Origin of the sequence: Bacillus cereus group sp. MYBKT111-2 (genome assembly GCF_051915205.1) — a bacterium.
Lineage (GTDB): Bacteria > Bacillota > Bacilli > Bacillales > Bacillaceae_G > Bacillus_A > Bacillus_A paranthracis.
Genome location: NZ_JBQAEG010000008.1, coordinates 142,863 through 161,884 on the forward strand (window position 1 = coordinate 142,863; position 19,022 = coordinate 161,884).

Genomic DNA, 19,022 nt, shown 5'->3' on the forward strand with positions numbered 1-19,022 from the left:
GGTTCCTAAAAACGAGGTTATCTAAGGAGGGACACACCAACATGGCGAAGCAACTGCCAGATATCGGCGATTATAAATATGGTTTCAAAGACAAAGACGTTTCGATTTTCCGTGCTGGACGCGGTTTAACAAAAGAGATCGTTGAAGAGATTTCACGTATGAAAGAAGAACCACAGTGGATGTTAGACTTCCGTTTAAAATCACTGGATAAGTTCTATGAAATGCCAATGCCACAATGGGGCGGCGACTTAAACGACTTAGATTTCGATGAAATTACGTACTACGTAAAACCATCTGAGAAATCTGAGAAGTCTTGGGATGAAGTACCTGATGAAATTAAAGCTACATTTGATAAATTAGGTATTCCAGAAGCTGAGCAAAAGTATTTAGCTGGTGTATCTGCACAGTACGAATCTGAAGTTGTATACCACAACATGAAAGAAGACCTAGAAGCTCTAGGAATCGTCTTCAAAGATACAGATAGCGCATTAAAAGAGAACGAAGATATTTTCCGTGAGCATTTCGGAAAAGTAATTCCACCAACAGACAACAAATTCTCTGCATTAAACTCTGCAGTTTGGTCTGGTGGATCATTCATCTACGTTCCAAAAGGTGTTAAAGTTGATACACCACTTCAAGCGTATTTCCGTATTAACTCTGAAAATATGGGACAATTCGAGCGTACGCTTATCATCGTAGACGAAGGCGCACACGTACACTACGTAGAAGGTTGTACAGCACCTGTTTACACGACTAACTCACTTCACAGTGCGGTAGTAGAAATCATCATTAAGAAAGATGCATATTGCCGTTATACAACAATCCAAAACTGGGCGAACAACGTATACAACCTAGTTACAAAACGTGCGGTTTGTGAAGAAAACGCAACGATGGAATGGATTGACGGTAACATCGGATCTAAATTAACGATGAAATACCCAGCAGTTATCTTAAAAGGCGAAGGCGCTCGTGGTTTAACATTATCTATCGCGATTGCTGGTAAAGGCCAACACCAAGATGCTGGTGCGAAAATGATTCACTTAGCACCAAACACGTCTTCAACAATCGTTTCTAAATCGATTGCGAAGCATGGTGGTAAAGTAACTTACCGTGGTATCGTACACTTCGGACCAAAAGCGAAAAACTCTCGCTCTAACATCGAGTGTGACACGTTAATCATGGATAACCAATCTACATCTGATACAATTCCTTACAACGAAATCAAAAACGATTACGTTTCACTTGAGCACGAAGCGAAAGTGTCGAAAGTATCAGAAGAACAATTATTCTACCTAATGAGCCGCGGTATTTCTGAGCAAGAAGCTACAGAAATGATCGTAATGGGCTTCATCGAGCCATTCACTCGCGAACTTCCAATGGAATACGCAGTTGAAATGAACCGCCTAATCAAGTTTGAGATGGAAGGTTCTATTGGTTAATATATGTATGAAGAAAGCGCCCTGCTGTGCAGGGCGCTTTTTTATTGTGTGAGCTGGGCTTGGGGTGGGGTTAGCCGAGATACCCAGGTGGGTTTCTGGCTAAATATATCAGCGATTTTTCAAATATATCGATCACAACTCGGAATATATCGGCGATTATTTCAATATATCGACGATTCGACAAGGGATATCGACTTATCAACAAATTACGACAAAAGAAATTCTTCATATACCCTGCAACATTTTATATGAAAGGGGACCGACTGGAAGTAAGGCAAAGATACTGACAAATCCACTGGTGAATCCAATTGAAAAAAGACCTGCGAATCTCCTGTTGAACTTTCTGACAAATCCCCGCTCTACCAACTAATCCCCAGACTGGAAAAAGTAAAGTTTCTCATATAAAAAGGACAATCTTTTGCTTTTTCTCACAATGCGAGTACAATGTAAAATAGCAAGAAAAGACGAAAAGTATTTACAGGATTATTGCGTGCGCATAGCGTAAATGGCAGTAAGGAACTGAGAGGAGGTTTTTTCTCTGAATATAAATAAAGAAACAATCATCCACCTTTATCATACAAACGATATACATAGTCATTTTGAAAATTGGCCGCAAATTTCTCGGTTTGTACAAGGAGAGAAAAAGCGAAGACAGGAAGCGGGAGAGACTGTTTTGACTGTAGATATCGGCGATCATGTGGATCGTTTTCATAGTATTTCGGAAGCGACGAATGGGCTTGGCAATACGAAGCTTTTAAATGAGGCGTTATATGATTATGTAACGATCGGAAATAATGAAGGAATTACGTTAGCGAAGGAGCATTTGAATCGTCTATATGATGATGCTGGATTTGAGGTGCTTGTCGCGAATTTATTTGAAAAAGAAGGGGTACGTCCAGAGTGGGCAAAGCCTTATAAATTACATACAACGACAGATGGGATTACAATTGCTTTTATCGGATTAACGGTTGCGTATCCAGAGTTTTATCAAATGTTAGATTGGCATATTGAAGATTCAATTGAGCATTTAGAGTCTATTTTAGAAGAAGTGAGAGATGAGGCTCATATAACGGTTGTCCTTTCTCACCTTGGAAAAAGTATGGATGAGTATATGGCGGAACATTATGATATAGATGTTATTTTAGGGGCACATACGCATCATTTATTTGAGCGCGGTGTTCTTATGAATAATACGTTACTTTGTTGTTGTGAAAAGTGGGGACGTTACGTTGGGCACGTTCAGCTTACTGTGGATAAAGAGACGAAGAAGCTGTTGAAAAAGGACGGTAGAGCGATTAAGACAGACCGTTTAGGTGCTTATAGTAAACCGCTATCCACAATTGAAGCGCTGCAGGAAGAAAGTGAACATATTATGGAAGAGCCTGTGGTTCATTTAAAGGAATCATTACCGGTTGATTGGTTTCATGAGACAGCATTTTCGCACATGTTAGCAAATGCGCTGAAGACGTGGTGCGATGCAGAAATTGGTATGGTGAACGCCGGTGTACTTCTTGAAGGATTAGAAGAAGGCGTTGTGACGCGCGGAGATATTCACAGAATTTGTCCACATCCAATTAATCCATGTTTATTAAAAGTGCCGGGGAAAACGTTACGAGAAGTGATCTTGAAAGCACGTCGCCCGAATATGGAGAACCTTGAGGTAAAAGGATTCGGATTCCGCGGGAAAGTGATGGGGAAAATGATTTATGCTGGTGTAGAAGTCATTCCAGATACGATACCCGGGAATAAAATTTTACTGGAAGATGTATTAATTAACGGGGAATCGCTGGAATTAGAACGTATATATACGGTAGGAACGATTGATATGTTTACATTTGGCTACTTATACCCAGAGCTATCCACACTTTCTGACAAACAATATTATATGCCAGAACTACTTAGAGATGTGTTAACAGACATGTTAATAACTTATACATCTTCTGTCAAACTATAGGCTAGTTAACTTGTAACACTCATTTTTCTCTTGTCATACAGATAAGAAAGAGAGGAGTGTGAACTATGGTTAATGTAGAGCCGATTATAATCGATAATTATACGTTTATTGCGGTTAGCGTCAAACTTCCAAAGACAAATTTGCTAGCTGTAATGAGCGATAGAGGATATATTATGTGCGGTGCATTAGATGTAGGTCTTTTAAATGAGAAGTTAGGAGATCGTGGTATTATTGCTGGTCGTGCGGTTGGTGTAAGAACGATTGAACAACTTCTTGAAGCACCGCTAGAATCAGTAACGATTGAAGCCGAAGCTTTAGGTATTACGGCTGGTACAATCGGAAAAGAAGCATTATTAAAAATGAGATAAGCATATATCGTCCCTCCTTCTTGCATAGAAATGATATAAGAAGGAGGGTTTTTTATGAGTATATTTCGTTCGAAAAATTCGCGGTTTCGAAGGGGACCTATTTCCTTTCGGCACATACTGCTTATGTCGTTTATTCTTTTTGTCATATTACTCGTGCAAGGATTATGGATTGTGAATAGCAGCATTCAGCCGACATTAATGAAATATGGAGAAGTAGAGACATATAAAATGGCGACAGCGGTTATGACGAAGGCGGTAAAAGATAGAATTGATGAGGGATTCGATGTCGATTCATTAATGAAAGTACAAAATGATAAAAACGGAAAAGTATCCACAATTAACTTAAATACGAAGCAAGTAAATGAAATCGTAACGTCAACGACCACATACATAGAAAAATATTTACAGCAAGTAGAAGAAGGTAATTTGAATGGGATAGGTATTTCTGAAAAAAACGGGGCAACGATGGCAGTTCCTTTTGGTCGTGTAACAAATAATGCGCTTCTTGGAAATATCGGACCCGATATTCCAATTGATTTCACGACGATTGGTCATGTAAATACGGATATTAAACAAAAAATTGAACCACACGGGATTAATACGACAGCGATTCAAATTATTATGGAGATGGAAGTTACGTTGCAAGTCATTATTCCATTTCATACGAAAGAAATAAAAGTAAAACAAAATGTTCCAATTGCGACGCGCATCGTTCAAGGGGAAGTGCCTACGTATTATGGAAGCGGAAGTGTTGTTGTACCTGATAAAAAGAAAACGGATAGTTAGCCATAAATAAAAAATAACCGTAGCAATGTGCTACGGTTATCGTTTTGTATTTGCGCGTTCTTTTCGCTCCCAAAGACTTAAGTGCATGTAGGGGTCGAAAGCCCATTCTGTATAACCATTGTCTTTATACATGCCGAAATGTAGGTGGGGCGGGAATTTTCCAGCTGTGCCGGGAGGGCCGTAACCGGTGCTACCAACAAATCCGATTACTTTTCCAGGCTCGACAATTTGTCCAAGCTGTATTTCTTTTGAGAATCCGCCTAAGTGAGCGTAATAATGATAATTGTTATGAAGGTCACGAATACCGATGCGCCATCCGCCAAGGCGGTTCCAGCCTTTTGTTTCAATAATGCCATAGCAAGTGGATCTTACTGGTACGCCATAGCCTGCGAATATATCGGTTCCTTCATGAACCCTTCTTCCCCCAAAACTTCTTCCAGCGCCAAAAGTACTACGGTAGCTATGGTCACTGCGAATCGGAAGAGGGAACGCATTTCCTTCTAAATTAATACGTCCGTAATGTTTATAAATTTGGGCGTATTCGGTAATTAAATCAACTGTTTTTGCACGTCTATAATATTCCCAGAGCATGATTTTAATGCGTTCTTCTGACGTTCCTTGTTTCTTTAAAATCGTTGCTGCTGTATGCAAAAGATCACGGTCGTTATTTGCATTTGCAAATCCATCTTTGTCACCATCTAAACCTAACCCGCCAAATAGAGCAATTGTATGGGGGAGAGTGTCGTTACCATTAACAGGTCCAGCCCATATTTCTCGTTTGAAATAAAGGGAAATGATGGCATCTGGTTTTTTCGGAATATCTTTTCTTACGCTCCGTATATTTCTTTCGTATTGATCCATTGCAGCTAAGTAATACCACGGAATGCCTGAAGATTGCTCGGTTTCTTTATATAGTGCCATGCGCTTTTCGTATATGCTTTGCTGATTATCTTCACCGTAAGCGATGTTTTGGTGGAGAAGGAAGCAAATCGAAAGCAAAAGAGAAATTTTTCGAAGCATGAAATAGACTCCTTTCACATCATCACTCTTTTTAGTGTGGGATATACGGAGTATTTCATTATAGGGAACGATTGGAAAAAATCTTAGAATCTTCATTTGAGCAAATCGCTTTCATACGTTAGAATAGATATGTTACATTGAAAGAAGCGAACACGGTAAACTATTTCATATTGTGCGGAGTTGATAACCATGACAAAACAAACAGAATATAAGCGCAAGCCCGAATGGTTGAAAATTAAGTTAAACACGAATGAAAACTATACAGGCTTAAAGAAAATGATGCGTTCTAAAAATCTTCATACAGTTTGTGAGGAAGCAAAATGTCCGAATATTCATGAATGCTGGGCTGTAAGAAAAACAGCAACATTTATGATTTTAGGTGCGGTTTGTACACGTGCTTGTCGTTTTTGTGCGGTTAAAACAGGCTTACCAACAGAGCTTGATTTACAAGAGCCAGAACGCGTAGCAGATTCTGTAGTACAAATGGGCTTAAAGCACGTTGTTATAACAGCGGTTGCACGTGATGATTTAAAAGACGGGGGAGCAGCTGTTTTTGCTGAAACAGTACGCGCTGTTCGTCGCAAAAATCCATTTACGTCAATTGAAGTATTACCATCTGATATGGGTGGAGTAGAAGAAAACTTAAAAATGTTAATGGATGCAAAACCAGATATTTTAAACCATAACATTGAAACAGTACGTCGATTATCTGACCGAGTTCGCGCTAGAGCAAAATATGAACGTTCATTAGAGTTTTTACGTCGAGCGAAAGAAATGCAGCCTGATATTCCAACTAAATCGAGCATTATGGTGGGCTTAGGTGAAACGAGAGAAGATTTAATTGAAGCAATGGATGACTTACGTGCAAACAATGTGGATATTTTAACTCTTGGACAATACTTACAACCATCTAAAAAGCATTTACCAGTTCTTAAATATTACCCACCAGCAGAATTTGCAGAGCTAAAAGAAATTGCACTTAGCAAAGGCTTTAGCCACTGTGAAGCTGGCCCACTTGTGCGTTCTTCTTACCATGCGGACGAGCAAGTTCGTTCTGCAAAAGAAAACACAGCAGAAGCAAAATAATGAAAAAAGGGAGCTAATGATTAGCTCTCTTTTTGTTTGTACTCTAAAACAGTATTTGAACATGTTAATAAAATCTTTTTTAATTCTTCTGTGGATAATTCAATTGTAAATTCAGGTACACCAGGTGTAATTAAAATTTTATCGTACGTATAAATAGCGTTATCCACAATAATTGTTACATCGTGTGAATACCCGAAAGGAGCTACACATCCTGGCGTACAACCAGTTTTGTCTCGCAGTTCATCAGCGGAACAGAGAGATAAGCGTTCTCCTGTTAGTTCTTTCATCTCTCCGCGGTTAAGCCTTGTGCCCTCTAACGTGAAAAATACGTAATAATCTCCAGCCTTTGATTTTAAAAATAAGCTTTTACTTGGAGTACCTTGTAGGCCAAGCCTCTCGCGTACGATCCGATCTGTCTCATAATCGAGTACCGGTTCGTGTTCGAATTTTTCATAAGAAACATTTGTTTTATGTAGTAAAGCAAGTACATCTTCGTACATATGGAGTGATACCCCTTTCTATTATTGGTACAGTTTCTTCTCGTGGCGTCAACTGAATGTGTTGGAAAGAGATATTACTTGGACGGTGCTTTCCATAATCGTTTTAGGCTACATTGTTCATCAATTGTAATTTCGTACATATCAGGATTCGTTAAAGCTCTCCATTCATGAAAGCCGATCGTATGATCAAAGTGCTTTAAAATGAGAGTAAGTAAGTTTCCATGTGTAACGAGTAATATTGTAGTATGGTTTAATTTTAAAACGTCTTCGATAAGCGATATAGCACGGTCCGTTGCTTATTTTGTTGACTCTCCGCCTGAAAAGGCAATATCTATATTTGTAAAAGTAGATTCTAGTTTTTGCATCCAATCGTCCATTGAAACGTCGCTTAATATGCGTTCAGCTAATCGTTCATCTTCTTGGATAGACAAATTAGCTTGGAGTGCATAGGGCCGAATAGAATCGATAGCTCGCACAAATGGGCTTGAAATAATATGGTCTATTTGTAGTTGGTTTTCTAAAAGGAATGTAGCAAGGGTATTTGCTTGTTTTTTTCCATCGGTCGTTAATTCGGCATCACGTTCTTGGCCAGTTGCTGAACAATGTCGTATTACAATGATTTTCTTCATAATTCATCCCCATCTTTCAAGTTGACGCTATATACTTCGACAAATGTGGAAAATATTCCTTTTTATTGGAAAGGACATAATGATCTGATCATGTGGAAAAGTAACGTGGATAATAGAAAATCGAGGTGCAATGATGAAAAAAATGCTATGTATTGTATTTGTGATTTGTTTTCTCTCACAACTGTCCACAACATATGCACAATCCAATCAAAAGTTAGATTATCCAAGTAATCGAAATAAGTCATTTGTGAGCGAAGATGTGTTTTACGAACAGTTAGATAAGAAAATGTATAAAGAATACAATAATGCAGCGTATAGTGTTCGAAAAAAGATTTTATTTAAAGAAGTACCCGACGAAGAATTTTCCTTTTTACAAAAAACAGCCGCGGGTTGTCGGGGGGAAGTAGTGCTTCAAGATTCTTTTATTCACCCTGATCGCCAAGTTTATTTTTTCGCTTCCTTTTCTCAAAATGAAGTAGAAGAGTTTCATAAGTACATCGTTATAGATGCAGAAACAAAGAAGGAGCTGCAAAGCGGCAAAAGTTATCATCACTATGATAATCCATATAAAAAATAACCCACCAATTGGTGGGTTATTTTTACTTTGGCACACTCATTAATTTCTCTTTCATTTTACGAATAAGAATGATAGCGCCAATTGTGAAGAGAAGGGTGATTCCTTCTGCAACAAAGATGTTAATTGTTTTCGTTTGGTAAAGTGCCGCGAAGAAGTCTACAAGTGCGTGGAATAGTATAGCGTACACAAGGAAGATATACTTCTTCTGTTTTACTGCGTATAAAACAAGCATTGTAAAGGCGATTTGCAGCACGAGTGCCATAATTCTTTCTAAGCTACCAAGGAAGTATAAGTAGGCAGGTTGCTGAATTAACATGTCCTGTAGGCGGCTTAGTTCCGGCATTTTTTCGACCATTTGAGCGAAGCTACCGTTGTTAATTGAATTCGCAAATATAAGTGCTTGGAATGCAGAGAATCCGCCCACTAAAATGGATTCTATCCCGCCGTGACCAATTCCGTAAGCGAAGCCATCTTTATATTCTTGATATTTTTTTAGTAGGAAGAAGAAGGCAACGAAGCGTCCTAATTCTTCAAAAATACCAGCAGTTAGTCCGCCATAAAGTGCGAAGACAAATGGATTTTCTAAAATTGGAGCGATTGCTGGATTACCGCGCATAAATAGGTGGAATGGTGTTTCGAGAATTTGGGTAAATCCGATAAAGATAAGAACACCAATGCCGACTACTTTCCAATTTATATTATATTTTTTACGGAAATAAAAGAGTACAATAATTGGGACCAGAATCGAGACAATGAGTTGAAAGATGATGCTGGCAATTACAGTATTTGAAACCATACTTTCACCGCTTTCTAATATATGTACATATCTATTATGCATGAAATATTTTATAAAGAAAATGAATTTACTTATTGACTCTAACGTTGCGTCATACTTTATCGTATGTACTAAGGGGGAGATACACATGGCAATGAAGGTAAAAGAAGTAGCTAATTTAGTTGGAATTAGTGTGCGCACACTGCATCATTACGATGAAATTGGGTTGTTGACCCCAGATGAGACGACAGAGTCTGGATATCGTCTGTATTCCAATGGAAATTTAGAGACGCTGCAGCAAATTTTATTTTTTAAAGAACTAGGCTTCCCTTTGAAAAAAATTAAAGAAATTATCATGAGTCCATCATTTGACCGGAAAGAGGCATTGCAGCTTCATAAGAAAATGCTTCTTGAAAAGCGTGCTAGGTTAGATAAAGTGATTGCGACGATTGATAAAACAATTCAGCATACAAAAGGAGAGATTGAAATGACGAACAAAGAGAAATTTGAAGGATTCGATTTCAGCCATAATCCGTACGAAGAAGAAGCACGTGAAAGATGGGGAGACGCAGCTGTAGATAAAGCGAATGAATATGCGAAAGGTATGTCTAAAGAAAACCAAGAAGAGTTTAATACAATTTACAGAAACTTAGCGGCGCTTAGACACGGAGCACCAGATTCTAAAGAGGCACAAGAAGCAATTGGAGTGTGGTACGATTACTTGCAAAACTTCGGTGAATATTCATTAGATGCTTTTAAAGGACTTGGCCAAATGTACGTCGCTGATGAGCGCTTCACGAAAAATATCGATAAGTTTGGTGAAGGGTTAGCACAGTTTATGTGTGATGCGATGGAGGTTTATGCGGATCGTAATAAATAGTAAAAAATAAAGAAGGTGGAGGTTTTCTCCGCCTTCTTTATTTTTTTATCATATCATTTAAAGTCTGATCCCCCGTATTGTTCAAATGAGGATTTTTACTCATTTCACGTTTTAACATATCGAGGCTTTGCGTATATTCTGTATCATTTAATGCGCCAGATTGAAGCCCTTGAATTTGAGAAATCAACTTTTGGTCTGTTGATACATATGCTTTATAATAGCGAGGGACGATGGACAAAGCAGCTCTATATACTTGATCCGCTACGAGTTTCGGATCCGTTGTGTTTGCACGGTATACAACAAATACTTCATCGTCTGTAACGAGCGTAGCAGCGTTTGTAACGTCAGGAAGTTTGACTGTCATACTTGTAATCATTTCAGCAACTTTCTCACGGTTAATGGCTCCTACTTGTTTATTAGACACTTCATGCTTTTGTTTAGATGAATAGCCGACTCTCGTTAATCGTGTATTTGTATTTTCCGTATGATACATGTCGTTTTTGTTGGAAACAAGAACACGACTTCCTTCTTCACGTTCCATTTCGGCTTTATTCGTTGATTGGCAGCCTGCAAATAAGGAAAGAGTGAGAAGAGAAAGTATAATTTGTTTTTTCACGATGTATCACCTCCTTCTCCATAGCATGCACTAATTTTCAATTTTTTGTATTTGAAATTGTTGGTTGGTATGCTTTGTGATACGATAAAAAGAAGAATGCTTAGAGAGGAAGTTAATGATGGAGCAAAAGCAGGAGATTCATGCTACGGTGAGCATTAATAATGTGCAGTACGAAGTAATTAAAAACTTTCGTGACGGTTTTAGTGAAGAAGCATTTAAAGAGCGCTATGCAGAAATTTTAAATAAATATGATTACATCGTTGGGGACTGGGGTTATGAGCAACTTAGATTGCGCGGATTCTTTGATGACAGTAACCAGCGTGCGACATATGATACGAAAATTAGTACGTTAACGGAGTATTTATACGAGTACTGTAACTTCGGTTGTGCACACTTCGTATTACGAAAAGTGAAGAAATAAAAAAATCCTCTTACAATTGTAAGAGGATTTTTTGCATATTCTCATTCATAAACAAATCGAGATATGATCGCCTTCAGAAAGTATTGTATTTGGTTTCATTTGTTGTCCGTTCAATTGAATATCCCCGTTTTTAATTTTATCCACAATGAGTGTACGGCTCCAGTCGGAAATATATGTGGATAAAGCTTTATCCATCCGGTGGGAACCGAAAACGAGGTCTAATACAATTGTGATTTCGGCTATGCCACTTTCTTTATGCTGTGTAATGGAAATGGTAGTAGTTGTTTCCGTTTGATCTTGCTGAGGCATATCGACTGTTTCCACATGATCAGTAAATGATTTATAAATACGAAGTTTTTGATTCCACGTATGATCTTTCGGGCATTTATAAATAGCAAAACGATATATATTTTTTCCGTTGGCGTTATGCCTACGAATATTTGTGTCGGTAAATAGGGTAGTGCGTCTGCAATTTTTACAATACTTTTCGATTGTGTTTTGCTCGTTTTCATATAAACTCCAAGAAAGTTGTACTTTCTGCATTTTCCTTCACCTCTTATAGTAGTGGCAAAGAAACGTAATACAGCTATTTGGATGTCTTGTAGTATGAAGACATGAGGAAAAGACAAAAATAAAAGGAGGTTCCCCAAAGAGGAACCTCCGTAAACATCATACTACAGATGAGTTACGCTCCTTTGTAATGGGAATGGGCAGACTACTCCCTTGAAAAAGCGTGGTGCTTTTTTGAGAGTAATGCTATCCAATTGCTGGTCCATTACAAAGTAAATGTTGGCATACGTAGATAACGTCCTTTCTATCCAAATAGATTCATTTTTCATTATAACATAGAGGTTTGAAAATTCGAAACTCTTGTGACGAAAAAACACCAGCTAAAAAGCTGGTGTTTGAGATGAATTATATAAGTTCAAATAAAAATGAGCGTAGTTCTTCTGCAATTTCTTCAGTCATAGAAAATGCGTGCTCTAAGTAGCCTGGTTCGTTTAAATCGTCGGCGCCGATGATTGCAAATTTATTACGCTGCATATCAAGGACAATTGTTTTACCGTAATGACGATCGGAGTATAGTAGCGCTAAATCATGACGCTCATTTTCTCCCATAAAGCTAACGAAACGAGTTTTTGTAGCGACAGTGTCGTCGTACAGAAAGAAACGTTCTTCCATATACATGGCTCCTTTTATTAAATATCTAAGTTTAAGTGTGGCTTATGATCTAAATGGTGATGCGTTTTAATGAATCGTACTGTTCTTGTTTTGTAACGCATTACGATAGAGTATGTTTCAGCTAAATCTCCGCCTAGGAATTTCACGCCGTCTAATAACTCACCAGCAGATACACCAGTTGCTGAGAAGATTGCATCATCACCAGATACTAAGTCTTCTAGCATTAGAAGTTGACGAGGGTCTTCTAATCCCATTTCACGACAACGAGCTTCTTCTTCTTCGTTCATTGGAACTAAGCGAGCTTGCATTTCACCTTCAAGGCATTTTAATGCTGCTGCAGAAATAACGCCTTCTGGAGCTCCGCCAATACCTACGAATAAGTCGATACCAGTTCCAGGTAGTGCTGTTGCGATTGACGCACCAACATCACCGTCACCAAATAATTTTACGCGTGCACCTTTTGCACGAACACGATCGATAATATCTTGATGACGTTCACGTTCTTGAACGATAACTGTTAGATCGCGAATCTTTTTATTGTTAGCTTCCGCTACAATTTCAATTGTTTTTTCAATTGGATCATCTAAGCTAATTTTACCAGCTGCTTTTGGACCAACCGCTATTTTTTCCATGTACATATCAGGAGCATGAAGAAGGTTTCCTTTATCTGCGATTGCGATAACTGCCATTGCATTTGCAAGACCTTTTGCAACGATGTTTGTACCTTCTAATGGGTCAACGGCGATATCTACTTCTGGACCGTTACCTGTTCCTAGTTCTTCACCAATATATAACATCGGTGCTTCATCAAGTTCTCCTTCACCAATTACAACTGTACCTGCCATGTTTACTGAATCGAACATATCACGCATTGCTGTAGTTGCTGCATCATCTGCTTCATTTTTCTTTCCGCGGCCCATCCACTGTGCGGATGCTAATGCTGCTGCTTCTGTTACACGGACAATTTCTAGTGCGAGTTCACGTTCCAAGATTCCATTCCTCCAATTTCAAAAATCATACAAATATAACTATAACAAATAACGGAGAAAAGGTGAATTCGAAAAATTGTCGATTTTTTCAGAAGAAAGCGTTACAATTAAAATGTAAATGCTTTAATTTCCAGGTAGGTGACATTCATGTATTTTGTAGACAGAAAGAAAATAGAACAAATGCTAGTATGTTTAGAACGAGCAACAAGTACATTTCAAGAGAAAAAGATATATGAAACCGAGTTTGAATTTTACGCATTAGAACGCATAGCACATCTAATTATTGATTGTGTATTAGATGTAGGGAATGCGATGATTGATGGATTTATTATGCGCGATCCAGGAAGTTATGAAGATATTGTCGACATTTTGATGGACGAGCGAGTGATAAGTGCAGAAGAAGGACAAGGGATGAAAGAAATTATCCTTCTTCGAAAAATGCTTACGCAAGATTATATTCAAATGAATCATGATGAATTATATAAGACGATTCAAAAACATATTGCAGTGGTAGAGAAATACCCAGCAAATATTCGCGGTTATTTAGAAAAGGAATTAGGGCCTGTATCTGCATTTGTACCAGAATAATTATGCTTATAAGATCCCCAAAGAATGCCTTTTGGGGGTCTTATATTGTATGTGAGGGAGAAGGGTGAAGCATGGGGGAAGCACGTACGACGAAAGATGAAATTGTGCAGTTGTTGAAAGTAAAGGGAGAGCACACGGTAGCAGAACTAGCTGAAGTTTTAGAGATTACAGAAATGGCGATTCGAAGACATTTAAGTAATCTTGAGAAGGATGGTTTCATCTATTCCAAGATGGTAAGGCAACATGTCGGAAGACCAACTTATTTGTATGGATTAAGCGAAAAGGGAGAAGATACATTCCCGAAAGAGTATAAGCAATTTGCAATTGATATGCTAGAAGATTTAGCGCGAATGGGCGATGAAAAAATACTTCGTTACGTTTTAAAAGAAAGAACGAAGCGCATGGAAGAACAGTTACAAAAGCGCGTGAGTAATCAAAAGAATTTAGCATATAAAGTGCAAGAGATAGCAGCTATGCAAGAGAAAAATGGTTATATGGTTCAAATTAAGAGAGATGGAGAGAACTCTTTCATAATTGAAAAACAAAACTGTCCGTTAAAGGAAATCGCTGAGAGATTCCCGCAAGTATGTGAAGATGAAAAAGAGATGTATAATCGTTTATTTGCGAACGCAGATGTGAAAACGCTAGCAAATATGTGCGAGGGCGATTGTAGTTGTTCTTACCAAATAAAAGAGAAAAAATGAACGTTATGGGGCGCTTTAAGGTAAAGCGTTTTTTTCTTTTGGAAAAGCGGGTAATATAAGAGTGGTATGATAAGGTGAGAACGTTAGCATAGAAGGAGAGACATAATCGATGTATAAAGGTTACTTAATTGACTTAGACGGTACAATGTATCGCGGAGAAGAACAAATTGAAGAAGCGAGCGACTTCGTAAAAGCATTAGGAGAGCGCGGCATTCCATATTTATTCGTTACGAATAACTCAACTCGTAAACCAGAACAAGTGGCAGAAAAACTTGTTCGTTTCGATATTCCAGCGAAAGCAGAGCAAGTATTCACAACGAGTATGGCAACAGCAAACTTCATTTACGAACGTAAACAAGACGCAACTGTATATATGATTGGTGAAGAAGGCTTACATGATGCGCTTGTGGAAAAAGGATTTGAACTTGTGGATGAAAATCCTGATTTCGTTGTTGTTGGTTTAGATCGTGACATCACATATGAAAAGTTAGCAAAAGCTTGTCTTGCTGTGCGTAACGGCGCAACGTTTATTTCTACAAATGGAGACATTGCCATTCCGACTGAGCGCGGGTTATTACCAGGTAACGGTTCATTAACATCAGTTGTAGCAGTATCAACAGGTGTGGATCCAATCTTTATCGGAAAACCAGAATCAATCATTATGGAACAAGCTTTGAAAGTGCTTGGCATAGAGAAGAATGAAGCCTTAATGGTTGGGGATAACTACGACACAGACATTTTAGCAGGAATAAATGCTGGCATGCATACGCTTCTTGTCCACACTGGAGTAACAACTGTGGAGAAGTTAACAGAATATGAAGTTCAACCGACGCAAGTTGTGCATAACTTAACGGAGTGGATTGAGAAGATGTAATGAAGAAAGCTGTTCCAAACTTTGGAGCAGCTTTTTTTCTAATATTTGCGGGCTAATATTCAGTTGTGAATAGTGTCGGTTTTTGTCTGTAAGTCGATATAATTAGAAAATCGCCGATATAATTTAAGTTGCGCTGATATAATTAGAAAATCGCCGATATAATTTAAGTTGCGCTGATATAATTAGAAAATCGCCGATATAATTTAAGTTGCGCTGATATAATTAGAAAATCGCCGATATAATCTGAGTTGTGCTGATATATTAAAAAAATCGCTGATATAATTTTATTTAAAATGCACGATTCACAACATCTTTAACCTCTTCAAGATATTGTTTACGCACACTGTCATCCACAGAAGGAACACTCGTATAGAATGTATGCTCAATTGTTTCAATACCTGTAAATTCAAAAATACCAACATCAGCTGTTTTTTTCATTGCGTCAAACATACCGCCGGCTAGGTATGCCTCTTTCGTATTTCCCATTGTAGATAATAATAATCCTTTTTTACCGCTTAATAACTTCTCGATGCCATTTTCACCGTAAGCATAAGCGAAGCCGTGGCTAAATACACGTTCAACGTATCCTTTTAAAATAGCAGGAAGTCCCGCCCACCAAACTGGATAAATAAATGTAATGCTATCAGCCCAAGAGATATGCTCTTGCTCTTCTTTAATATCTGCTGGTGTGTTTCCTTGAGAAAATGAGATGAAATCGGAAGCGCCTAATACTGGATTGAAGTTTAATTCATATAGATCGCGAACGCGTACTTCATGACCTTTTTCTTCTAATTCACTTTTTACCGTTTCTAAAATCGCATGGTTGAAGCTTTCTGTATTTGGGTGTGCATAAACGATTACATGTTTCATTGTTCTTCCTCCTATTTGTGATATGTGAATGGTTTCTCTGTAACCATTATTGTTACTTCTTTTGCGAAAGTCAAGTAATACATATGTATAAAAAGACGCCTCAAATCGTCTTTCTACACACCACTCATACAAAGAACAAAGAAAACAAATAAAATAATGACAATACCAATGCCGAAGTTAAATACGAGAGTACTATCCATATTATGTAACCTCCTAATTTGAAAGTAAAAAGCACTCTAGCCAAGAGTGCTTTTTTATTTTGAGTCTACTTCAAAACTTTGAGAAAAGGATTCGTGCATGTAAAGAGTTACATTAGTTTATGTATTGATGCTTTGAAATGAGTAAGTCCTTGTGAGGGATAGAAAAAAAGACACTCTTTCGAGTGTCTTTCAAGATGACAAAATGTGCCAATTGCTTGAGTTTGATAAGGCGCTAATATCCGTTTTAACGCCTTTTCTTTGATCAAGAAGTGTAGCAACAGCGATTCAAATGAATTGTACCATTTGTTCCGTGGGCGTGCGTATGCAATTGTACATATTTCAATTAGAGGGAAATGAGGCACGAAAAATGAATGAGTATATATAGAATATTTGATAAGGGGAGAGCAGGATGAATATACATAAGTTAACGGTAAAAGAAGCGAATGAGATAAATACGTGGACGTACGAAGAACCTTATAATTTATACAGTTTTTCAGGCGAGGAAGAAGTAATAGAAGAATTATTAGATGGGACGTATTATGGTTGTTGTGATGATAAGGGAGAGTTTATCGGCTATTTTTGTTTTGGGGAAAATGCACAAGTGCCAGGGGGAAGAGATGCTCATTTATATGGTGGAGAAGATGTAATGGATATCGGACTTGGCATGAAGCCGGAGTTAACGGGGAAAGGGCTAGGGAAAATGTTTTTTCAAGCTGGGATAGCGTTTGCGGTTAAAGAATGTAAGCCGAAAACGTTACGACTTAGTGTAGCGACATTTAATACAAGAGCGATTACGCTATATAAAAACATAGGTTTTCAGCAAGGGCCCATTTTTTTGAGCCGCGGAAGAGAATTTATGCTCATGGAATATGAAAGACCGTCAGTATGAAACTGACGGCCTAGAAAACATTATTATTCTGAGTGCTCAGCTCGGTGCGCTAAACGGCTTGAAGCAGCGGCAGCGATTCCACCAACGATATCATCAAGGAATGTATGCACCTTTCCAGTTGATTTATCATTTAAGTATTCTAAAATACCAGGTTTTAATTTATCAATATATCCAAAGTTCGTGAAACCGATAGAGCCGTACACGTTTACGATAGAAAGTGCGATAACTTCATCAATTCCGTATAAGCCTTCATCACGTTTTACGATATCTTGTAACGGCTCACTTAACATTCCTTTTTCAGCAAGGACATCGAGTTCGATACCTGTAATCAGTGCGTTTTGTACTTCACGTTTTGATAATACACGCTCAACGTTATAACGGCATTCTGACATCTCTAAATTTGGATGATATTTTTTTTGAAGAAAATGAACAAGTTCAGCAATATCGTCAATTGTTACACCACGTTCTTGTAATAGTTGTAATGCTCTTTCTTGTAGTTGATTTGATTCTTTCATGTTTATCACCTTTTTTTCTTTTTAGTATTTGTATACGTTTCGTTGCTTTATCATGTGCATAGGAATGAAAGGCGAGCACAAGCTCATATATATAAAGAAAAACCATAGGTGGCGACTGCGATGATTCAGCATATTTATGAGCATTATCACATGCATGTTAAAGAATTAATCCCCCTTGGCCCCTATAAAAGCTTTTGGATTCGCAACAAAATTTATGTACTTGTTCCAATTGGAGAAATGGAGGAAGAAGTACTTGTAGAGATGAAAAAGCTCAGTGACTATATGAACCAGCAAGGGGATATAACTGTAGCGACTTTCGTTCCGACTATACACGGCTACTATGTAAGTGAGATAGAAGAACAAAATTACTGCTTATTAAAAGGTATGCGCGCGTTAGAACGACATGCTATGTCATTAGGAAGTGAGCTTTCTATATTCCATAAACGAGGTGCATTCTTTCCAGAAGAAATTGAGCAACTAAGCCGCATTGGTGAATGGAAAGCATTATGGGAAAAAAGGCTCGATCAATTAGAAAAGTTTTGGCAATCACAAGTGATGAACCACCCTACAGACGTATTCGATCAATTGTTTATTGAATCCTTCCCGTATTACTTAGGAGTTGCGGAAAATGCCATTCAATATGTTGTTGATACAGAAATGGATGACACACCGCAACTAACGGATGCAGCAACCATTTGCCAAGAACGATTCACACCTTTATTATGGCATCAAACGAAGCGTCTCAAACTTCCTTTTGACTGGGTGTATGATCACCCGACTCGAGATATAGCAGAATTAATCCGCTATATGATGATTGAAAAAAAGAAAGACTGGGAGCAAACAATCATTCAATTTGTTACAGATTATGAACGGAATTATTCGCTATCCTCATTTGGATGGCGCCTATTATTTGCAAGACTGCTGTTCCCACTTCACTATTTTGAAACAGTCGAACGGTACTACCAAACAGGAAACGAAGAACAAAAAAGCATATATAGAGATCGCTTAGAAGCCATTCTACACGATGTGAACCGCTCTGAGCAATTTATGAAGCATTTTTATGGCTCACTCCGTTTACCAGTTGATAAGCTTGGGATTAGAAAATTAGATTGGCTGTCTTAAAAATATAAAAAAGAGACCGATTGAGGTCTCTTTTTTAT

22 protein-coding genes and 1 pseudogene are annotated in these 19,022 nt (G+C 38.1%); 13 read left to right on the plus strand and 10 right to left on the minus strand.

Annotated features, from left to right (window positions below):
- Nucleotides 1-41: 41 nt before the first annotated feature.
- From sufB to yunB, 4 genes are all read left to right on the plus strand, one after another.
- The gene (sufB, locus tag ACTFNE_RS21090; protein ID WP_001118827.1) at nt 42-1,439 is read left to right on the plus strand and encodes a Fe-S cluster assembly protein SufB; all 1,398 of its coding nucleotides are present in this window, start codon (nt 42-44) and stop codon (nt 1,437-1,439) included.
- A gap of 562 nt (nt 1,440-2,001) precedes the next feature.
- Nucleotides 2,002-3,393 (plus strand): bifunctional metallophosphatase/5'-nucleotidase, encoded by a 1,392-nt coding sequence (locus ACTFNE_RS21095; protein WP_270706250.1) that lies wholly within the window; start codon nt 2,002-2,004, stop codon nt 3,391-3,393.
- Between the two features lie 65 nt (nt 3,394-3,458).
- The gene (locus tag ACTFNE_RS21100) at nt 3,459-3,761 is read left to right on the plus strand and encodes a YunC family protein (RefSeq protein WP_046198699.1); all 303 of its coding nucleotides are present in this window, start codon (nt 3,459-3,461) and stop codon (nt 3,759-3,761) included.
- Between the two features lie 54 nt (nt 3,762-3,815).
- The gene (gene yunB / locus ACTFNE_RS21105) at nt 3,816-4,547 is read left to right on the plus strand and encodes a sporulation protein YunB (RefSeq protein ID WP_046198698.1); all 732 of its coding nucleotides are present in this window, start codon (nt 3,816-3,818) and stop codon (nt 4,545-4,547) included.
- Nucleotides 4,548-4,583: 36 nt separating this feature from the next.
- On the opposite strand, the gene ACTFNE_RS21110 is transcribed toward yunB, so the two are convergent.
- The gene (locus tag ACTFNE_RS21110; RefSeq protein ID WP_046198697.1) at nt 4,584-5,567 is read right to left on the minus strand and encodes a M23 family metallopeptidase; all 984 of its coding nucleotides are present in this window, start codon (nt 5,565-5,567) and stop codon (nt 4,584-4,586) included.
- Between the two features lie 189 nt (nt 5,568-5,756).
- Between ACTFNE_RS21110 and lipA the strand changes: the two genes are divergently transcribed.
- On the plus strand, nt 5,757-6,653 hold the full coding sequence (lipA, locus tag ACTFNE_RS21115; protein ID WP_029440566.1) for a lipoyl synthase: 897 nt from the start codon (nt 5,757-5,759) through the stop codon (nt 6,651-6,653).
- Nucleotides 6,654-6,673: 20 nt separating this feature from the next.
- Here lipA and ACTFNE_RS21120 read toward each other — a convergent pair whose 3' ends face one another.
- Nucleotides 6,674-7,153 carry a YbaK/EbsC family protein gene (locus ACTFNE_RS21120; protein WP_000272743.1) on the minus strand — a complete coding sequence of 160 codons (480 nt, stop codon included), beginning with the start codon at nt 7,151-7,153 and terminating at the stop codon, nt 6,674-6,676.
- A 74-nt stretch (nt 7,154-7,227) separates the two neighbouring features.
- Nucleotides 7,228-7,782: pseudogene (locus ACTFNE_RS21125) on the minus strand (histidine phosphatase family protein).
- Between the two features lie 133 nt (nt 7,783-7,915).
- Here ACTFNE_RS21125 and ACTFNE_RS21130 point away from each other — a divergent pair.
- Entirely contained in the window at nt 7,916-8,359 is a 444-nt protein-coding gene (locus tag ACTFNE_RS21130) for a hypothetical protein (protein ID WP_270706251.1), read from the plus strand.
- A 22-nt stretch (nt 8,360-8,381) separates the two neighbouring features.
- On the opposite strand, the gene ACTFNE_RS21135 is transcribed toward ACTFNE_RS21130, so the two are convergent.
- On the minus strand, nt 8,382-9,197 hold the full coding sequence (locus tag ACTFNE_RS21135) for a YhfC family intramembrane metalloprotease (RefSeq protein ID WP_052737353.1): 816 nt from the start codon (nt 9,195-9,197) through the stop codon (nt 8,382-8,384).
- 85 nt (nt 9,198-9,282) lie between these two features.
- On the opposite strand from ACTFNE_RS21135, the gene ACTFNE_RS21140 reads away from it, so the two are divergent.
- On the plus strand, nt 9,283-10,014 hold the full coding sequence (locus ACTFNE_RS21140; RefSeq protein WP_046198694.1) for a MerR family transcriptional regulator: 732 nt from the start codon (nt 9,283-9,285) through the stop codon (nt 10,012-10,014).
- Nucleotides 10,015-10,051: 37 nt separating this feature from the next.
- Here the strand turns inward: ACTFNE_RS21140 and ACTFNE_RS21145 are convergent, their stop codons facing one another.
- A complete protein-coding gene (locus ACTFNE_RS21145) occupies nt 10,052-10,630 on the minus strand; it encodes a YhcN/YlaJ family sporulation lipoprotein (RefSeq protein WP_000744038.1) in 579 nt (192 codons plus the stop codon).
- Between the two features lie 118 nt (nt 10,631-10,748).
- Here ACTFNE_RS21145 and ACTFNE_RS21150 point away from each other — a divergent pair, with 118 nt between their 5' ends.
- Nucleotides 10,749-11,051 carry a YutD family protein gene (locus tag ACTFNE_RS21150; protein ID WP_000435943.1) on the plus strand — a complete coding sequence of 101 codons (303 nt, stop codon included), beginning with the start codon at nt 10,749-10,751 and terminating at the stop codon, nt 11,049-11,051.
- Between the two features lie 45 nt (nt 11,052-11,096).
- Here the strand turns inward: ACTFNE_RS21150 and ACTFNE_RS21155 are convergent, their stop codons facing one another.
- The 3 genes from ACTFNE_RS21155 to glpX all read right to left on the minus strand — a co-directional run bounded on the left by ACTFNE_RS21155 (nt 11,097) and on the right by glpX (nt 13,222).
- Nucleotides 11,097-11,594, minus strand: a complete 498-nt coding sequence (locus tag ACTFNE_RS21155) for a hypothetical protein (RefSeq protein ID WP_046198693.1) — start codon at nt 11,592-11,594, stop codon at nt 11,097-11,099.
- A 372-nt stretch (nt 11,595-11,966) separates the two neighbouring features.
- Nucleotides 11,967-12,233, minus strand: a complete 267-nt coding sequence (locus ACTFNE_RS21160; RefSeq protein WP_000392606.1) for a DUF3055 domain-containing protein — start codon at nt 12,231-12,233, stop codon at nt 11,967-11,969.
- Nucleotides 12,234-12,250: 17 nt separating this feature from the next.
- The gene (gene glpX, locus ACTFNE_RS21165; protein WP_000439091.1) at nt 12,251-13,222 is read right to left on the minus strand and encodes a class II fructose-bisphosphatase; all 972 of its coding nucleotides are present in this window, start codon (nt 13,220-13,222) and stop codon (nt 12,251-12,253) included.
- Nucleotides 13,223-13,369: 147 nt separating this feature from the next.
- On the opposite strand from glpX, the gene ACTFNE_RS21170 reads away from it, so the two are divergent.
- The 3 genes from ACTFNE_RS21170 (at nt 13,370) to ACTFNE_RS21180 (ending at nt 15,388) form a co-directional block, all read left to right on the plus strand.
- The gene (locus ACTFNE_RS21170; protein ID WP_046198691.1) at nt 13,370-13,810 is read left to right on the plus strand and encodes a DUF86 domain-containing protein; all 441 of its coding nucleotides are present in this window, start codon (nt 13,370-13,372) and stop codon (nt 13,808-13,810) included.
- Nucleotides 13,811-13,881: 71 nt separating this feature from the next.
- Nucleotides 13,882-14,514, plus strand: a complete 633-nt coding sequence (locus ACTFNE_RS21175; RefSeq protein WP_000503355.1) for a helix-turn-helix transcriptional regulator — start codon at nt 13,882-13,884, stop codon at nt 14,512-14,514.
- Nucleotides 14,515-14,623: 109 nt separating this feature from the next.
- Nucleotides 14,624-15,388, plus strand: coding sequence for a TIGR01457 family HAD-type hydrolase (locus tag ACTFNE_RS21180; RefSeq protein ID WP_000276467.1), 765 nt, complete (start codon nt 14,624-14,626; stop codon nt 15,386-15,388).
- Between the two features lie 288 nt (nt 15,389-15,676).
- On the opposite strand, the gene ACTFNE_RS21185 is transcribed toward ACTFNE_RS21180, so the two are convergent.
- Entirely contained in the window at nt 15,677-16,258 is a 582-nt protein-coding gene (locus tag ACTFNE_RS21185; protein WP_046198690.1) for an NAD(P)H-dependent oxidoreductase, read from the minus strand.
- A gap of 609 nt (nt 16,259-16,867) precedes the next feature.
- On the opposite strand from ACTFNE_RS21185, the gene ACTFNE_RS21190 reads away from it, so the two are divergent.
- Nucleotides 16,868-17,347, plus strand: a complete 480-nt coding sequence (locus ACTFNE_RS21190; protein ID WP_046198689.1) for a GNAT family N-acetyltransferase — start codon at nt 16,868-16,870, stop codon at nt 17,345-17,347.
- A gap of 23 nt (nt 17,348-17,370) precedes the next feature.
- Here ACTFNE_RS21190 and ACTFNE_RS21195 read toward each other — a convergent pair whose 3' ends face one another.
- Nucleotides 17,371-17,862, minus strand: coding sequence for a phosphatidylglycerophosphatase A family protein (locus tag ACTFNE_RS21195; protein ID WP_000665103.1), 492 nt, complete (start codon nt 17,860-17,862; stop codon nt 17,371-17,373).
- A 120-nt stretch (nt 17,863-17,982) separates the two neighbouring features.
- Here ACTFNE_RS21195 and yutH point away from each other — a divergent pair, with 120 nt between their 5' ends.
- On the plus strand, nt 17,983-18,984 hold the full coding sequence (gene yutH / locus ACTFNE_RS21200) for a spore coat putative kinase YutH (RefSeq protein ID WP_046198688.1): 1,002 nt from the start codon (nt 17,983-17,985) through the stop codon (nt 18,982-18,984).
- Nucleotides 18,985-19,022: the final 38 nt, after the last annotated feature.

Bases quoted from the DNA above. Each gene is read 5' to 3' on its own strand.
- ACTFNE_RS21175 (WP_000503355.1), top strand. From the start codon at position 13,882: ATGGGGGAAGCACGTACGACGAAAGATGAAATTGTGCAGTTGTTGAAA.
- sufB (WP_001118827.1), top strand. From the start codon at position 42: ATGGCGAAGCAACTGCCAGATATCGGCGATTATAAATATGGTTTCAAA.
- yunB (WP_046198698.1), top strand. From the start codon at position 3,816: ATGAGTATATTTCGTTCGAAAAATTCGCGGTTTCGAAGGGGACCTATT.
- ACTFNE_RS21170 (WP_046198691.1), top strand. From the start codon at position 13,370: ATGTATTTTGTAGACAGAAAGAAAATAGAACAAATGCTAGTATGTTTA.
- ACTFNE_RS21190 (WP_046198689.1), top strand. From the start codon at position 16,868: ATGAATATACATAAGTTAACGGTAAAAGAAGCGAATGAGATAAATACG.
- yutH (WP_046198688.1), top strand. From the start codon at position 17,983: ATGATTCAGCATATTTATGAGCATTATCACATGCATGTTAAAGAATTA.
- ACTFNE_RS21135 (WP_052737353.1), bottom strand. From the start codon at position 9,197: ATGCATAATAGATATGTACATATATTAGAAAGCGGTGAAAGTATGGTT.
- ACTFNE_RS21185 (WP_046198690.1), bottom strand. From the start codon at position 16,258: ATGAAACATGTAATCGTTTATGCACACCCAAATACAGAAAGCTTCAAC.
- ACTFNE_RS21180 (WP_000276467.1), top strand. From the start codon at position 14,624: ATGTATAAAGGTTACTTAATTGACTTAGACGGTACAATGTATCGCGGA.
- ACTFNE_RS21130 (WP_270706251.1), top strand. From the start codon at position 7,916: ATGAAAAAAATGCTATGTATTGTATTTGTGATTTGTTTTCTCTCACAA.
- ACTFNE_RS21195 (WP_000665103.1), bottom strand. From the start codon at position 17,862: ATGAAAGAATCAAATCAACTACAAGAAAGAGCATTACAACTATTACAA.
- ACTFNE_RS21155 (WP_046198693.1), bottom strand. From the start codon at position 11,594: ATGCAGAAAGTACAACTTTCTTGGAGTTTATATGAAAACGAGCAAAAC.
- ACTFNE_RS21100 (WP_046198699.1), top strand. From the start codon at position 3,459: ATGGTTAATGTAGAGCCGATTATAATCGATAATTATACGTTTATTGCG.
- ACTFNE_RS21150 (WP_000435943.1), top strand. From the start codon at position 10,749: ATGGAGCAAAAGCAGGAGATTCATGCTACGGTGAGCATTAATAATGTG.
- ACTFNE_RS21160 (WP_000392606.1), bottom strand. From the start codon at position 12,233: ATGGAAGAACGTTTCTTTCTGTACGACGACACTGTCGCTACAAAAACT.
- lipA (WP_029440566.1), top strand. From the start codon at position 5,757: ATGACAAAACAAACAGAATATAAGCGCAAGCCCGAATGGTTGAAAATT.
- ACTFNE_RS21110 (WP_046198697.1), bottom strand. From the start codon at position 5,567: ATGCTTCGAAAAATTTCTCTTTTGCTTTCGATTTGCTTCCTTCTCCAC.
- ACTFNE_RS21140 (WP_046198694.1), top strand. From the start codon at position 9,283: ATGGCAATGAAGGTAAAAGAAGTAGCTAATTTAGTTGGAATTAGTGTG.
- ACTFNE_RS21120 (WP_000272743.1), bottom strand. From the start codon at position 7,153: ATGTACGAAGATGTACTTGCTTTACTACATAAAACAAATGTTTCTTAT.